This is a genomic window from Rhodococcus sp. NPDC047139, from assembly GCF_040643435.1.
Taxonomy (GTDB): domain Bacteria; phylum Actinomycetota; class Actinomycetes; order Mycobacteriales; family Mycobacteriaceae; genus Rhodococcus.
In genome coordinates, this window is sequence record NZ_JBEYUH010000001.1 from 35,952 (window position 1) to 52,031 (window position 16,080).

Below are 16,080 nucleotides of genomic sequence, written 5' to 3' on the forward strand. Positions count from 1 at the left end.
CAACTCGATCGAGGCGTCGGACGCAGGGGGACGGAACCTGCTCGGTCTGCCTGCCAAGATCCGCGTCCATGCCCTCGCCAAGTTGCTCGGGCTCACCAGTAAACAGGTGATCGCGAAAGCCGCGGAGCGCGGCACCGAGTTGCGCAGCGCGCACTCGACACTTCCGCGCGACGTAGCGGAGGATCTGCACGCCGCGCTCAGCGATTCGGGCACGCCCGAACCGACCGTGCAGGACGCCGACACGGCTTCCGAGGTGACTGCCGGATCGCCCCCCGAGACGACAGTCGACACAACCCCCGAGACCCCGGTGGACACGGCCGACGAGACTCCGGCAGAAGCACTCCCGGAGCCCGCGGTGGCAGAGCCGGCGGAGACCGAGGCCGAGGCTGTGCCGATCGAGCAGGGGGAGCTCCGGCCGGCCGAGAAGGCGGCGGACGATACCGCCCCGCAGGCCGTCGACCTCCCTTCCGTGGGAGGGCCCACAGGACTGTTCACGTCGGCGGAGCAGGAAACTCCGCTGTTCCGGATGCCCGAGCCGTCCACCGCGGCCGAGCCGGTCGTCGCCGCGCCGCTGTTCCTGCAGCCCGAGGTGCCCTCGCCGGCCGAGGAGGACGAGACCCGTCCGCGGCGGCGCCGGGCCCGTCGCGGCCCCAAGGACACCGAGCAGCCGGCGAGCAGCGACGATCAGCAGCCCGCTGCCGAGAGCGAGCCCGCCCAGGAGGCTCCGTCCTCGCAGGCGGAGGAAGACCAGGACGACCACCCGCGTCGCCGCCGTCGCGGCCGTCGTGGTCGTGGACGCGGGCGCGGAGAGGGTGCCGACACCGAACAGCAGGACGAGACGACCGCGACCGGTGAGGACACCGAGGCGTCTGCTGCTACGGATACGGCCGAGTCCACCACCGGTGCGACCACCGAGACCGACGAGGACACCTCGGAGGAGAAGGCTTCGACCGACGACCAGGACACCGACGAGCAGGACGGTGACGACGACCAGAGCGGGGGGACCTCCCGCCGCCGCCGCCGTCGTCGGCGCCGGCGTGGTTCTTCCGATACCGACACCGCGAGCACCGACGACGATTCGGTCCCCACGGTGGTCCACGAACGGGAGCCCCGCCCGAAGAGCCGCGTCAAGGACGAGGTCCAGGGCATCAGCGGTTCGACGCGTCTCGAGGCGAAGCGTCAGCGTCGGCGCGACGGGCGCGAGGCCGGTCGCCGCCGTCCTCCGATCCTGACCGAGTCGGAGTTCCTCGCCCGCCGCGAAGCCGTCGACCGGGTGATGGTCGTCCGTGAGCGCACCACCGGTGCGCACGCGGGCATGACGCAGGTCGCGGTGCTCGAGGACGGAATCCTCGTCGAACATTTCGTCACGACCTCCGGCTCGGCATCGATGGTCGGCAACATCTACCTCGGCCGCGTGCAGAACGTCCTTCCGTCGATGGAGGCCGCCTTCATCGACATCGGACGAGGACGCAACGGCGTGCTCTATGCCGGTGAGGTCAACTGGGAAGCTGCCGGACTCGGGGGCAACTCGCGCAAGATCGAACAGGCTCTCAAGCCCGGCGACCAGGTGGTCGTGCAGGTGAGCAAGGATCCGGTCGGGCACAAGGGTGCGCGTCTGACCACCCAGATCAGCCTCGCGGGGCGCTTCCTCGTGTACGTGCCGGGTGGTTCGTCCACGGGGATCAGCCGCAAGTTGCCCGACACCGAACGTAAGCGTCTGAAGGACATCCTCCGCGAGATCGTTCCCGCCGATGCGGGCGTGATCATCCGCACCGCTGCGGAGGGCGTGAGCGAGGAAGAGCTCTCGCGCGACGTGACCCGGCTGCAGACGCAGTGGGAGGCGATCCGAGAGCAGTCCGAGAAGCTTCAAGCCGACGCGTCGGGACAACCCAAGACCCTCTACGAGGAGCCGGATCTGCTCGTGAAGGTCGTGCGCGACCTGTTCAACGAGGACTTCTCCAAACTGGTCATCGAGGGTGAAACGGCGTGGAACACCGTCGAGGGTTACATCCGGACGGTCGCACCCGATCTGTTGCCGCGCGTCGAGCGCTACCGCTCGGAGAACTCGGTGGACGTCTTCGGGGCGCACCGCATCGACGAGCAGCTCGCGAAGGCACTCGACCGCAAGGTGTGGTTGCCGTCCGGCGGCACTCTCGTCATCGACCGCACCGAGGCGATGACCGTCATCGACGTCAACACCGGAAAGTTCACCGGTTCCGGCGGCAACCTCGAGGAGACGGTCACCCGCAACAACCTCGAGGCGGCCGAGGAGATCGTCCGGCAGATGCGCCTGCGCGACATCGGCGGCATGATCGTCGTCGACTTCATCGACATGGTGCTCGAGTCGAACCGCGATCTCGTGCTGCGCAGGCTGACCGAGGCGCTCGGCCGGGACCGTACCCGCCACCAGGTGTCGGAGGTCACCTCGCTCGGACTCGTCCAGATGACGCGCAAGCGTCTCGGGACCGGCCTGGTGGAGGCCTTCTCGACCACGTGTGAGCACTGCAACGGCCGGGGGCTGATCGTGCACTCCGAGCCGATCGAGTCGAAGTCCTCGGACGATTCGGGTCGCTCTTCCGGCGGTGGTTCCCGGCGCAAGCGCGGACGCGACAAGGGCGCGCAGGAGGCTGTCGCCGAGGCGCCCACGCCGCCGGCCACGCCCGACGATGCGGCCAAGCGTGCCGCGCATCCGGTGGCGCTCGCGATGGCGGCGCACGGTTCGACGTCGGCGACAGAAGCGTCGGCGACAGAAGCGCCGGCGACCGAATCGGCAACGCAGTCCGAGACGGTGACGGCGCCCGAGAAGGCAGCCGATGCAGCGACCGAGACGGCGCCGGACAGGGTGTCGGCGTCGGCGCCGGAATCCGACCCGGTGAAGGTCACCGAGCCGCTGCACGCCGTCGAACCGGAGAAGATCGCTGCACAGGTCGGGGACTCCGCCGCCGGTGAGGACACCACGACGGTGACGACAGAGGCCGACGAGCCCGCCGAGATCGAAGCAGAGGTCGCAGCGGCGGAATCAGCGGTCGGGGATACCTCCGACGGAGCGGCGTCCGCCGAGGATGCCGCAGAGGTGGCGGCTCCGCGTCGCCGCCGAGCACGCCGGGTCGCCCGAGCGGCCGCCGCGCCGGCCGGCGACGGGGCGCCCGGTGGCAAGGTGTTCGTCGTTCCGGCCTCGCCGGCGTCCGAGCCGGAGCCCGAGTCCACGACGAGCGCTTCGGTCGAGCCGTCCGTCGAGATCGTGCGGCGCCCGCGCTCGCGGCGTGCTGCTGGTCGCGCGGCAGGTCCTCCGGTGGACGCCGAAGCGTGATCTCCGTTCCGGGCCGGTCACGCACCGGCCCGGAACGGGGGCGTGACCATGCCACCCGGTTTGACCCTGGCAGTCACCTTCCCGTAATCTTGTTCAGTCGCTACTCGGCGATATTGCCCAGCCGCGTCCGGATACGGGATGCCGGCGGGACCCGAGTCAGCAACCACACCAGACCAGTCGCGTCCGCAGCACTGTGGCGCGAGCACGTTCGAAGAAGCAAGGGGTAGCCGTCCGATGGCAACGTACGCGATCGTCAAGACCGGCGGTAAGCAGTACAAGGTCGCTGAGGGCGACCTCGTCAAGGTCGAGAAGATCGAGGGTGAGCCCGGCGCTGCTGTCTCGCTTGCCCCGATCCTCGTCGTCGACGGATCCGAACTGACCACCGACGCCGACAAGCTGGCCAAGGTCTCGGTCACCGGCGAGATCGTCGAGCACACCAAGGGCCCGAAGATCCGCATCCACAAGTTCAAGAACAAGACCGGGTACCACAAGCGCCAGGGCCACCGTCAGAAGCTGACGGTCGTCAAGGTCACCGGCATCAAGTAAACCGAGCTTCGAGCTTCAACCCCAGGAGGGTTCGTCATGGCACACAAGAAGGGTGCGTCCAGCTCCCGTAACGGTCGCGATTCGAACGCACAGCGACTCGGCGTGAAGCGCTTCGGTGGCCAGGCCGTCAACGCCGGTGAGATCATCGTGCGCCAGCGCGGCACCCACTTCCACCCCGGCGTGAACGTGGGACGCGGCGGCGACGACACGCTGTTCGCCCTCGCGGCCGGCGCCGTCGAGTTCGGTACCAAGCGCGGTCGCAAGACCGTCAACATCGTTCCGGCCACGGCAGACGCCTGATCTGTCGTCCGGTACGGACACCGCGAGGACGTCCTCGCGACATACTCCCAATAGGGGCGGGCCAGGGTCGCACACCCTGACCCGCCCCTATTGTGTTGATCATCAAGGTTGTTTTCGGACGGAGAGAAGGTCCACCCATGTCCCGCTTCATCGACCGGGTGGTGCTGCATGTCAGCGCCGGCAAAGGCGGTAACGGCTGCGCCTCCGTCCACCGTGAGAAGTTCAAGCCGCTCGGCGGCCCCGACGGCGGCAACGGCGGCAACGGCGGCGACGTCGTCCTCGAGGTCGACGGCAACGTCCACACGCTGCTCGACTTCCACTTCCACCAGCACGCGAAGGCCTCCAACGGCGCGCAGGGCGCGGGCAGCAACCGCGACGGCGCCAACGGCCGCGACCTCGTCCTGAAGGTTCCCGACGGCACCGTCGTGCTCGACCGCAACGGCCGGATCCTCGCCGACCTCGTCGGAGCCGGGACCCGTTTCGTGGCGGCCCGGGGCGGCCGCGGTGGACTCGGCAACGCCGCTCTCGCGTCGAAGGCACGCAAGGCGCCGGGTTTCGCGCTGCTCGGCGAGGAAGGGGAGGAACTCGACCTCGTCCTCGAGTTGAAGTCCGTCGCCGACGTCGGACTCGTGGGCTTCCCCTCCGCAGGTAAGTCGTCCCTGGTGTCGGTGCTCTCGGCGGCGAAGCCGAAGATCGCCGACTACCCGTTCACCACCCTCGTGCCGAATCTCGGTGTGGTGCAGTCGGGCGACACGACCTTCACCGTGGCCGACGTGCCGGGCCTGATCCCGGGGGCGAGCGAGGGCCGCGGTCTCGGCCTCGACTTCCTGCGGCATCTCGAGCGCTGTGCCGTGCTCGCGCACGTCGTCGACTGCGCGACCCTCGAACCCGGCCGCGACCCCATCTCCGACATCGACGCGCTCGAGGCCGAACTCGCCGCCTACCAACCGGCCCTGTCGGGCGACAGTGGACTCGGCGACCTCGCCGAGCGACCCCGCATCGTGATCCTGAACAAGGCCGATGTACCCGACGCGAAGGAACTCGCCGAGTTCGTCACGCCGGATCTCGAGGCACGTGGATGGCCCGTCTTCACCATCTCCGCGGTCAGCCGCGAGGGACTGCGCCCGCTGACGTTCGCTCTCGCCAAGATGGTCGACGAGTACCGCGCCGCGCATCCTCCGGCCGCGCCGACCCGACCGGTGATCCGGCCCGTCGCCCGCGACGAGGAGAGCTTCACCGTGGCGGCCGATCCGGAGGTGCCGGGTGGATTCATCGTGCGGGGAACCCGACCCGAGCGGTGGGTACGCCAGACGGCCTTCGACAACGACGAGGCGGTGGGTTATCTCGCCGACCGGCTCGCGCGTCTCGGTGTCGAGGACAAGCTCGTCAAGCTGGGCGCGGAACCGGGATGCTCGGTCACCATCGGCGACGTCAGCTTCGAATGGGAACCGCAGACCCAGGCCGGCGTGGACGTCGTGCCCACAGGTCGCGGCACCGATTCCCGTCTCGATCAGGTGGACCGCGTGAGCGCCTCCGAGCGTCGCCACGCCAAGAAGGTGCGCCGCGGCCTGGCCGACGAGGACGACTTCGAGTAGCAGGACCGCGTTCCGCTCGTCCGGAAAGCCCGACCCGTACCGAGGAGAACATGAGCGACACCCGGGAGGTCATCTCCCACGCCCGTAGCGTAGTGGTCAAGATCGGGTCGTCGGCGATCACGAGTCTGGTGGGCGGACTCGACCGGCGGCGTCTCGACCGCCTCGTCGACGCCATCGAAGGCCGGATGCGCACGGGCGCGAGTGTCGTGGTCGTCTCCTCCGGTGCCGTCGGTGCCGGCCTGGCGCCCCTCGGTCTGACGAGCCGACCGCGCGACCTCGCGACGAAGCAGGCGGCGGCGAGCGTCGGTCAGCTCGCGCTGGCACACGCGTGGGGTACCTCCTTCGCCCGCCACGACCGTACTGTGGGCCAGGTGTTGCTCACCGCGGACGACATCGGTCGGCGCACCCAGCACCGCAACGCCCAGCGCACCCTGGATCGGCTGCGCTCCCTCGGCGCGGTTCCGGTGGTCAACGAGAACGACACCGTCGCGACCGTCGAGCTGCGCTTCGGCGACAACGATCGGCTCGCAGCGCTGGTCGCACATCTCATCGGTGCCGATGCCCTCATCCTGCTGTCCGATGTCGACGGCCTCTACGACGGGGATCCGCGCAAGGGAGCCGCGAATCTCATCCCCGAGGTCCGTACGCCCGAGGATCTCGACGGCGTGGTCGCCGGATCGGGGGGAGCGCTCGGCACAGGCGGCATGGCCTCGAAGCTCTCGGCAGCCCGCCTCGCGGCGGACTCCGGCGTGCCGGTGCTCCTCGCCGCGGCCTCGCAGGCCGACCGTGCGCTCGGTGCGGCCGACGTCGGGACGGCGTTCGCGGCTCGTCCCCAGCGACTGTCCGCGCGCCGCTTCTGGGTGCGCCACGCCGCGGACGTGCACGGCTCGCTGTATGTCGACAGTGGTGCGGTCCGTGCCGTCATGGAGCGGCGACGCTCACTGCTCGCCGCCGGAATCACCGGCACCAGTGGCGGTTTCCACGCCGGAGATGTGGTGGGAATCGTGGCGCCGGACGGTCGCACGGTCGCTCGTGGTGTGGTGGCCTACGACGCCTCGGAACTGGATTTCATGATCGGATTCTCGACGAGTCAGCTACCTCCGGATCTCCAGCGGCCCGTGGTGCACGCCGACGATCTGGTGGGGGTCTAGGCCCGATTCAGGAGCTGGTCGCCGCCATCGCATCGGCCAGGAAGACGAGGGTCTCGGAGGTTCCCGCGTCGACCTTGACGCTCGCGAGCGCATCCCCGCGTGTGGGCCCCCGATTGATCACGATCACCGGAATGTTCCGCTGCACGGCGTGGCGAACGAAACGCAGACCCGACTGCACGGTCAGCGAACTGCCGGCGACGAGCAGGGCGTCGGCGGCGTCCACGATCGAATAGGCGAGATCGACACGTGGGCGGGGCACGATCTCCCCGAAGTAGACGATGTCGGGTTTGAGCATCCCCCCGCAGCGCTCGCAGTCGACGACGACGAAATCCTCGGTGTCGGCGACGACCGCGTCGGCGTCCGGCGCGACCTCGAGACCGCTCGTTGCGCGGGTTCGTTCGTCGAATCCCGGATTGGCGGCGCACAGACGTTCGTGCAGCGTGAACCGGGAGATGCGGTGCTCGCAGAACAGACACCGGACCTGCGCATAAGTGCCGTGCAGGTCGACGACCCGCCGGCTGCCGGCCTTCGTGTGCAGCAGGTCGACGTTCTGGGTGATGACACCGACGATGGCTCCGGCTCGTTCGAGTGCCGCGATCGCCCGATGCCCGGCATTCGGCCGGGCGGCGTCCATATGTCTCCAGCCCACATGGTTGCGTGCCCAGTAGCGTTGCCGGAACTCGCGATCGCCGACGAACTGCTGGAAAGTCATCGGATTGCGTGGAGGGGAGTCCGGACCGCGGTAATCGGGGATACCGGAATCCGTCGACAGGCCGGCGCCGGTGAGAACAGCGATCCGACGCCCGTGCAGGAGCGAGTGCAGGTCGTCGGAAGCGGGTGGAACGTCGATCACTCCATCTACGGTAGGCCGTTCTCGGCGACCGGCGTCGAGGGCAGGAGTGCGCGGACCGTCTCGATGGTGTCGGCATCGGCGGCGGATCGGTCGGGCCGATAGCGCAGCACCCGCGCGAAACGCAGCGCGACCCCACCCGGATATCGGGTGCTGGCCTGCACCCCGTCGAGTTCGATCTCCACGACGATCGCGGGCCGCAGGTACACGGTGTGCTCGTCGCGGTGCGTCTCGTGCCGCGGGAATTCTTCTGTCTGCCAGAGCAGCAGCGCGTCGGTGAGCCCCTTGAAGGTCTTTCCGACCATGATCGGTGGGCCGCCGTCCGGGTCCCGCGCACCGAGATGGAGGTTGGACAGGTATCCGCTGCGGCGCCCGTAACCCCATTCGGCGGCGAGCACCACGAGATCCAGCGTGTGCTCCGGCTTGACCTTCTGCCACGCCCGTCCCCGTCGGCCGGCGGTGTAGGTCGACGTGAGGGACTTCACCATGACACCTTCGTGCCCGTGGCCGAGCGAGGCCCCGAGATGCGCCTCGGCGCTCGCAGCAGCAGGACGGACGAGCCTCGGTATGCGATGCTCACCGGCGACGCGTTCGAGGTATTCGAGCCGCACCGACAGTGGCTCGTCGAGCAGGTCGTCACCGTCGAGGTGCAGGCAGTCGAAGAAGTAGGGGTGTAGCAACAGTTCGCGCTCGGTGCGGGCGCCGAACCGGCTCATCGTCTCCTGGAAGGGCCGGGGGCGTCCGGCGTCGGTGAGTGCGAGCGTCTCGCCGTCGAGCACTACGCTGCGACAGGGTAGGGCCCTGACCAGATCGACGAGTTCGGGGACCGAAGTGGTGATGTCGCGCAGGGTACGGGTGAACACCCACACGGTGTCGTCGCGACGATGTACCTGGATGCGTGCGCCGTCGAGTTTGAACTCCACGCTCACCGCACCGTCGAATTCGGTGAGGGCGGCCTCGAGCGATTCGGCGGGGGAGGCGAGCATCGGTCGTACCGGACGCCCGAGTTCGAGACCGAAACCGGCCAGCGCATCGACACCTCCCTCGAAGGCTGCGGCCGCCGCCTGCGCGAGGCGGCCCGACAACATGACCGCGCGGCGGACCGGTGCGACGGGGAGCCCCGCTGCGGCCGCGACCGCATCGGTCATCACACCCTCGAGCGCACCCTGCCGCAGTTCTCCTCCGAGAAGCGCCACGAGGAAGCCTTGCTCGGCTTCGGTGGCCTGCTCGAAAAGTCGGGTGAGCAGGCCCGTGCGTGCTGCTGTGGATCCGGGACCCGAGACGGCGCCGAGCCGGTCGAAGAAGGCCGACACCTCACCGACGGTGAGGGTCGGATCTGCCGCGGCAGACACGGACAGTGCGGTCAGGGTGCGGTAGCCGACACCGATCCGACCCTGAGTCATCTCGCCGGAGAGCCACGAGACCACCGACTCCACCTCGTGGGGCTCTGCCCGCTCGAGCAGGTCGCGCAGCAGATCGATCTTGGCGCGCCGGGACCGTGTGGCGGCGACGTCAGCGGAGGTGTCGGCGACCGAGTTCAGCAGCATCGTCTCGACGTTAGCCGGGCGGCCCGCCGGTCGGAGGAAATCGTCGCGGGGTGGTGCAAATATCCACACGTGGGTGAACCCGACGCGCGAGGATGATGCACGAGCCGAGTAGACGGAGGCACGGATGAGTAAGGATCGGGATGCGGCCGAGCTCGAGGTGGACGGTCGCACAGTGCGCATCTCGCACCCCGAGCGCGTGTACTTTCCGGAGATCGGCGCGACCAAAATCGATCTCGCGAACTACTACCTGAGTGTGGGGGAGGGCATCGTCCGGGCGCTGCGTGAGCGACCCTGCATGCTGCATCGGTTCCCCGATGGCCTCGAAGGTCAGAAGGTACACCAGAAGAGGCTTCCCCGAGGAGCACCCGACTGGGTGGAGACCGTTCGCGTGCACTTCCCGCGATACGACCGCGATGCCGACGAGCTGTGCGTCACGCACCTGTCGGATGTCTTGTGGGCGGTGCAGATGTCCACCGTCGAGTTCCATCCCTGGAACTCGCGACGCGGCGACGTCGAACGTCCCGACGAGTGGCGCATCGACCTCGACCCGATGCCGGACTGCGATTTCGATCGGGTCCGGCGGGTCGCGAAGGTCGCCCACGAGGTGCTCGACGAACTCAGTGCCGAGGGCTGGCCGAAGACGTCGGGGGGCACCGGTCTGCACATCTACGTCCGGATCGAGCCCAATTGGGGCTTCGAGGACGTGCGAAGGGCTGCATGGGCTTTCGCGCGGGAGGTCGAGCGACGCGCGTCCGGGGAAGTGACGACGGCGTGGTGGCGCAAGGAACGCGACCCGGCGGCGGTCTTCGTGGACTACAACCAGAACTCGCGCGATCACACGATCGCCAGTGCGTATTCGGTTCGCGGTGTGCCCACGGCGACGGTCTCCACTCCGGTGCGGTGGGAGGAAATTGACGACCTCGATCCGAAGGATTTCACGATCCGGACGGTGCCGAAGCGGTTCGAGGAACTCGGTGACCTGCATGCGGGGATCGACGACGCGGTGTTCTCCCTCGATCCACTGCTCGAGTGGGCAGAGCGCGACGAGAAGCACGGTGGGCGGGCGAAATGAGGGGTGCTGCTCAGTAGCCCGCGCTCGGATCGATCACCGCCGTCGGCACGAGACCCGAGGCGAACCGGGTGACGTTTTCGGTGACGTGCTCGAGATAGGCCGGAATGCGCAACGGGGGAGGGTTGGAATCGTGGGGGGTGATCACGGCGTTGGGCAATGTCCACAAGGGGTGGTCGTCCGGAAGTGGTTGGGGTTCGGTGACATCGAGGCCCGCACCACCGATTGCGCCGGTCTGGAGCGCGGCAACGAGCGCATCGGTGTCGACGAGATCTCCACGTGCGACATTGATGACCCAGGCAGTCGGTTTCATCGCGGCGAGTTCACTTGCTCCCACGAGTCGCTCGACGTCGCGCGTGGCTGTCGCCGAGATGACGAAATGGTCTGCGAGGGACCATATCTCGTCGATACGCTCGACGGGGTACGTTTCGACGGCACCAGGGACCGGACGACCACTGCGGGTCACGGCGAGAGTGTGGGCTCCCAGCGTGGCCAGCATCGGGATCAATGCCCGGCCGACGCCACCCGCACCGACGAGGCCGACGGTCGCACCCCGGAGGGTGCCGACAGCGGGGGCGAGGGCCTCGGGTGTCCACGAAGTGGCGGCGAGGTGGGCGGGTAGCGCGCGTACTCCTGCAAGGAGAAGCATCAGTGCGTGCTCGGCGACGGCCGCCGCATATGCGCCTGCCGCCGAGGTCCAGGTGACGCCGGGGTGTGCTCTGACGATGCCCTGGGACAACCAGTACTCGACTCCGGCGGTGGGTAGCTGCACCCACTTCACGGAGGAAGGCAAGACCTCGGGAAAGCCGTCCGGACCGGCTGTCCAGACGAGTGCGTCGGGAGTGTCCTCGAAGTCGCACGGTATGCCGCCCCCGCCGACGACCGCCCGTTCGAAACGAGGGTCGCGCTCGGGACCGACAGCGATGCGGGGCGCACGCTCGGAGGTCATGGTCTCGACTCTAAGCGTCCGCCCCGCATCGGTCACGTGGTTGCCCCTCAGGCAGGCTCCTCGATCAACGGGTACACACCGTTCTCGTCGTGAACCTCACGGCCGGTGACCGGGGGGTTGAAGACGCACAGCATGCGCATCCGCGTCTCGGGAAGCACGCGATGCCGCTCGTGTCCGTTGAGCAGGTACATCGAGCCCGGGCCGAGTTCGTACTCCACGTCGTTGTCGAGGTCCTGCAGCTTGCCGGTGCCCTCGACCAGCCACACCGCCTCGATGTGGTTCGCATAGTGGAACTCGTTGACAGTGCCGGGCTCGATGGTCGTCTCGTGGAACGAGAAACCGACCTTGTCGCCGGCGAGCACGATGCGCTTGCTGCGCCACTGCCCGTCCTCCGAGACGACATCGCGCTCGGTGCCGGTGATCTCTTCTGTCGTGCGAACGATCATGGGTGTCGAAAGTCCTTCTCTGTACAGCGGTTCGAGAGGTGTGGAGCGGCGATCAGGTCAGGAACGGACCTTGGCCGTCGCTTCGGCGAGGATATTGAGTCCGAACTCGAGTTCGTCGTCGGTGATGGTCAGCGGCGGGAGCAGCTTGACGACCTCGTCCGACGGGCCGGACGTCTCGGCGAGCAGTCCCTGTTCGAAGGAGAGTGCGCACACCTTCTCGGCATCGTCCGGGTTCTCGAAGACCAGACCCTGAACCAGACCGCGTCCGCGAGTCGAGACACCGTCGAACATGTCCGACAGGTTCATGAAGGTCTGACGGATACGCTCACCCTTGCGCAGGGTGTCGCGTTCGAGCTTGTCGTCGGCCCAGTAGTGCTCGAGCGCGGCGGTTGCCGTCACGAATGCCGGGTTGTTGCCGCGGAAGGTGCCGTTGTGCTCGCCCGGACCCCACACGTCGAGTTCGCGTTTGAAGAGGGTGAAGGCGAGCGGCAGTCCGTAACCACCGATCGACTTCGACAGAGTCACGATGTCGGGCGTGATCCCGGCGATCTCGAACGAGAAGAACGGACCTGTCCGGCCGCAACCCATCTGCACATCGTCGACGATGAGGAGGATGTCGCGCTCGCGGCACAGATCCGCCAGGGCGCGAAGCCATTCGGGCCGAGCGACGTTGACGCCACCCTCGCCCTGGACCGTCTCGACGATGACCGCCGCGGGCCGATTGAGGCCGCTGCCCGCATCGTCGAGGACTCGCGAGAACCACTGGAAGTCTTCGGTGACGCCGTTGAAGTAGTTGTCGAACGGCATCGGGGTGGCGTGGACCAGCGGGACACCTGCACCGGCGCGCTTCATCGAGTTACCGGTGACCGACAGAGCGCCGAGCGTCATGCCGTGGAAGGCGTTGGTGAAGTTGATGACCGACTCGCGACCGGTGACCTTGCGGGCGAGCTTGAGTGCTGCCTCGACGGCGTTCGTGCCGGTCGGGCCGGGGAACTGGACCTTGTAGTCGAGGCCGCGGGGTGCGAGCACGTGCGACTCGAAGGTCTCGAGGAGCTTGCGCTTGGCGACGGTGTGCATGTCGAGGCCGTGAGTGATGCCGTCGCTCATGATGTAGTCGACGAGGGCCGATTTGAGGATCGGATTGTTGTGCCCGTAGTTCAGGGCGCCCGCGCCGGCGAAGAAGTCGAGATAATCCTTCCCGTCCTCGCTGCGCAACCAGGATCCCGACGCCTTCTCGAATACTGTGGGCCATCCGCGGCTGTAACTCCGGACCTCGGATTCGAGATGCGAGAAAATCGCTGTATCGGACTTCGGGGCGGTCTCGGGCTTGTGCTCCAGGATGGTCATGTTGTGGTCCTCCTGTGATAACTTCGAATATTTCGAGATTTATGGGATTTCTGAGCGGCGATCATTCGCCGATGGTGTAGAGATCCTCGGCGAGATGCGAATCGGGGAAATCGTCCGGCGCGAACAGTTCGGTGCGAGTTATATGTGTTCCGCGACGACGGGCGAGTGCGGTGAACATCGCGATCGACGCCTCGTTGTCGGGGCTCACCGTCGTTTCGAGACGGGTCACGCCCAGCGGCTCGAGACGGTCGAGCAGAGCGTCGAGCATCCGGCCGGCCACACCGCGTCCGCGCTGGTCGGCATCCACTGCCACCTGCCAGACGAACAAGGTGTGCGGGGCATCGGGCCGGCGGTAGCCGGTCACGAAGCCCACGGGGCGATCAGCCTCGTCGGTGGCAACGACCGAAGTATCTGCAAAATCGCGACACCACAGCACATATGCGTAACCGGAATTGACGTCGAGAACCTGCGAGTCTCGCGCGATCTGCCATAGCCGTTTTCCGTCGGCAATACGCGGACGCCGGAATTCGATCGGATCCGGCTCACTACCGGACTCGGCGATATCGGCCATCTCTTGCGAGACGGCCGCACTGTCCATTTCAGCCGAGTCGGGGGACGGGGTACTTCTTTCCTTGACGGGCCTCATATGTCCTCTCAACCTAACAACTTGCGGTGTCGAGATCACCCCAAAAGCCGGATTCGGGACCGGAACCTTGTGGTCCGCGCAGGTCGCATGTGTGTTGTGATACCGGTCACAAACATGTTACGTCGGGCCTCCTCGTGGCGATTACTTCGGGCTTGCGAGGGCATACGGCAACACCGCGTCGGCTCCCGCGGCGACGAGGGTTCTCGCCGCCATCGTGAGCGTCCAGCCGGTGTCGGTCGCCGCGTCGACGAGCAGGATCGGACCACGCAGCCCGAGCAGGTCGGGCTGTTCCCACGCATCGATCAGTGCGGCGACCCGGTATGCCGAGTTCGCAGCCGTCGGCTCCGTATTCCCATTTCGTCTGCGAAGTACACCTAGATCTCGTAATCGTCCGATTTGTGCCAATCGGGACGCGAGGGACTGCACCAGGAGAGGATGGGTGTGGGAGTCCATGGCCATGACCGCGGTCGGCCGTTCCTCCCAGTCCCAGGCGGCGAGCACCGCGATCGACGCGTCGATCACCCCCTGTGGTGCCTCGCGGTCCGGGCCGTCGAGCAGTTCGCGCAGCCGCGGGCCCCATCCGAGATCCGACAGCCTCCCCAGGACGCGGCCCGCGCGCGGACCGTCCGTGATGCGACCCGACAGCTGTACACCGAGGGTCGCCATACCGGTCGGCCACTGCCGCCGCGGGGGTAGGTCCACGCCCGGTCGTTCGAGCCGGGCCCGGGTCCGGGCGAGGTCCTCGTCGTCGACCGTCGTCTCCCATCTGGAGCCGGTGCAGTTGTCGCAGCGACCGCAGCCGGTGCCCTGCGCGTCCAGTTCGGGATCGTCGAGCTGGCGGCGGAGGAACAACATCCGGCATTCGGTGGTGCGCTCGTATTCCAGCATTGCTTCCTGCTCGGCTGCGCGAGCCTCTTCGAGGCGCCCGTAACGGTCCTCGTCGTACACCCACGGCTGTCCGGTGGCCACCCAGCCGCCCTTCACCCTTTTCACCGCCCCGTCGACATCGAGGACCTTGAGCACCATCTCGAGGCGGGCGCGATTGAGATCGACCCGCGGTTCGAGCGCCTGAGTAGACAGTGGCCGTTCGGTGTCGAGTGCTGCGATGACGCGCCGCACGAGTGCTTCCTCGGGGAAGGCGACCGAGGCGAACCATTCCCAGATCCGGCTGTCCTCCGGGCCGGGCAGCAGCACCACCTCGGCGCGCTCGGTGGAGCGGCCGGCACGCCCGACCTGCTGGTAGTAGGAGATCGGGGACGAGGGGGCGCCGAGATGGACGACGAAACCGAGATCGGGTTTGTCGAAGCCCATGCCGAGTGCGGAGGTCGCGACGAGGGCCTTGACCTTGTTGCCGAGGAGATCGGCTTCGAGCTGTTCACGTTCGGTCGGTTCGGTCTGCCCGGTGTAGGCGGCCACCGCGTAGCCGCGGTCGGACAGCAGGGCGGCGAGGTCGCGTGCGGCCGAGACCGTCAGCGTGTACACGATGCCCGAGCCCGGCAGATCCTCCAGATGCCGTGCGAGCCATGCCGCGCGTCGCGCCGGCTCGTCGATCCGCACGACCGACAGGTGCAGTGACGGGCGATCGAGGCCCCCGCGCAGAATCAGGGTGTCGTCGGACGGAGCATTCCCGCTTCCGCCGACTCCCAGCTGGGTGGCGATGTCGGCCACCACCCGGTCGTTGGCGGTGGCCGTCGTCGCGAGCACGGGAACGTCCTCGCCGAGTTCGGCGACGAGTGTGCGGATACGGCGGTAGTCGGGCCGGAAGTCGTGCCCCCAGTCCGACACGCAGTGCGCTTCGTCGACGACCACGAGTCCGGCGTCGCGTGCGAGGGAGGGCAGCACCTGGTCGCGGAAGTCGGGGTTGTTGAGACGTTCCGGGCTGACGAGCAGGACGTCGATCTCGCCTGCGGCGATCCGGCGGTGGATGTCGTCCCATTCCGTGACGTTGCCGGAGTTGATGGTGGCCGCGTGGACGCCGGCCCGATCTGCGGCTGCGACCTGATTGCGCATCAGTGCGAGCAGTGGGGAGACGATCACGGTGGGGCCGCGTCCCTGCCGGCGCAGCAGCTTGGCCGAGATGAAGTAGACGGCGGACTTCCCCCAGCCGGTCCGCTGTACGACGAGGGCGCGTCGACGGTGGACGACGAGGGCTTCGATCGCGATCCACTGGTCGTCGCGTAACCGGGCGCCGGGTCCGGCCAGTTCGCGGAGAAGTCGTTCGGCATCGTCACGCAGCAGGACGCTGGAGTTCGTCATGGTGCAATCGTGCCCGACGGCCTTCCCTCGCGAAGGCGGCGAACGGTCCGTCGCAGGCGGTGAACGGT

Annotated in this window: 13 protein-coding genes; 6 read left to right on the forward strand and 7 right to left on the reverse strand. The window is 67.7% G+C overall.

Annotated elements, in window-relative coordinates; all coding sequences use genetic code 11:
- The first annotated feature begins 7 nt into the window (after positions 1–7).
- The 5 genes from ABZ789_RS00175 (at position 8) to proB (ending at position 6,902) form a co-directional block, all read left to right on the forward strand.
- The gene (locus tag ABZ789_RS00175) at positions 8–3,310 is read left to right on the forward strand and encodes a translation initiation factor IF-2 N-terminal domain-containing protein (protein WP_358418166.1); all 3,303 of its coding nucleotides are present in this window, start codon (positions 8–10) and stop codon (positions 3,308–3,310) included.
- Between the two features lie 234 nt (positions 3,311–3,544).
- The gene (rplU, locus tag ABZ789_RS00180) at positions 3,545–3,856 is read left to right on the forward strand and encodes a 50S ribosomal protein L21 (protein ID WP_059381127.1); all 312 of its coding nucleotides are present in this window, start codon (positions 3,545–3,547) and stop codon (positions 3,854–3,856) included.
- Positions 3,857–3,892: 36 nt separating this feature from the next.
- Positions 3,893–4,156 (forward strand): 50S ribosomal protein L27, encoded by a 264-nt coding sequence (gene rpmA / locus ABZ789_RS00185; protein ID WP_016934951.1) that lies wholly within the window; start codon positions 3,893–3,895, stop codon positions 4,154–4,156.
- 137 nt (positions 4,157–4,293) lie between these two features.
- Entirely contained in the window at positions 4,294–5,751 is a 1,458-nt protein-coding gene (gene obgE / locus ABZ789_RS00190) for a GTPase ObgE (protein WP_358417202.1), read from the forward strand.
- Between the two features lie 50 nt (positions 5,752–5,801).
- Positions 5,802–6,902, forward strand: coding sequence for a glutamate 5-kinase (gene proB, locus ABZ789_RS00195; protein WP_358417205.1), 1,101 nt, complete (start codon positions 5,802–5,804; stop codon positions 6,900–6,902).
- Positions 6,903–6,909: 7 nt separating this feature from the next.
- Here proB and ABZ789_RS00200 read toward each other — a convergent pair whose 3' ends face one another.
- Together ABZ789_RS00200 and ABZ789_RS00205 are read right to left on the reverse strand one after the other, a co-directional pair.
- Complete coding sequence (locus ABZ789_RS00200) at positions 6,910–7,755, reverse strand: NAD-dependent protein deacetylase (RefSeq protein WP_358417208.1); 846 nt, start codon at positions 7,753–7,755, stop codon at positions 6,910–6,912.
- A 5-nt stretch (positions 7,756–7,760) separates the two neighbouring features.
- Complete coding sequence (locus tag ABZ789_RS00205) at positions 7,761–9,299, reverse strand: ATP-dependent DNA ligase (protein ID WP_358417211.1); 1,539 nt, start codon at positions 9,297–9,299, stop codon at positions 7,761–7,763.
- A gap of 124 nt (positions 9,300–9,423) precedes the next feature.
- Between ABZ789_RS00205 and ligD the strand changes: the two genes are divergently transcribed.
- Positions 9,424–10,371 (forward strand): non-homologous end-joining DNA ligase, encoded by a 948-nt coding sequence (gene ligD, locus ABZ789_RS00210; protein WP_358417214.1) that lies wholly within the window; start codon positions 9,424–9,426, stop codon positions 10,369–10,371.
- A gap of 10 nt (positions 10,372–10,381) precedes the next feature.
- On the opposite strand, the gene ABZ789_RS00215 is transcribed toward ligD, so the two are convergent.
- From ABZ789_RS00215 to ABZ789_RS00235, 5 genes are all read right to left on the reverse strand, one after another.
- Positions 10,382–11,317, reverse strand: a complete 936-nt coding sequence (locus tag ABZ789_RS00215) for a D-isomer specific 2-hydroxyacid dehydrogenase family protein (protein WP_358417216.1) — start codon at positions 11,315–11,317, stop codon at positions 10,382–10,384.
- Between the two features lie 47 nt (positions 11,318–11,364).
- Positions 11,365–11,763, reverse strand: a complete 399-nt coding sequence (locus tag ABZ789_RS00220; RefSeq protein WP_358417218.1) for an ectoine synthase — start codon at positions 11,761–11,763, stop codon at positions 11,365–11,367.
- Between the two features lie 57 nt (positions 11,764–11,820).
- Positions 11,821–13,110 (reverse strand): diaminobutyrate--2-oxoglutarate transaminase, encoded by a 1,290-nt coding sequence (gene ectB, locus ABZ789_RS00225; protein ID WP_358417220.1) that lies wholly within the window; start codon positions 13,108–13,110, stop codon positions 11,821–11,823.
- Positions 13,111–13,171: 61 nt separating this feature from the next.
- Complete coding sequence (gene ectA / locus ABZ789_RS00230; RefSeq protein WP_358418169.1) at positions 13,172–13,681, reverse strand: diaminobutyrate acetyltransferase; 510 nt, start codon at positions 13,679–13,681, stop codon at positions 13,172–13,174.
- A 216-nt stretch (positions 13,682–13,897) separates the two neighbouring features.
- On the reverse strand, positions 13,898–16,012 hold the full coding sequence (locus ABZ789_RS00235; RefSeq protein ID WP_358417223.1) for a RecQ family ATP-dependent DNA helicase: 2,115 nt from the start codon (positions 16,010–16,012) through the stop codon (positions 13,898–13,900).
- Positions 16,013–16,080: the final 68 nt, after the last annotated feature.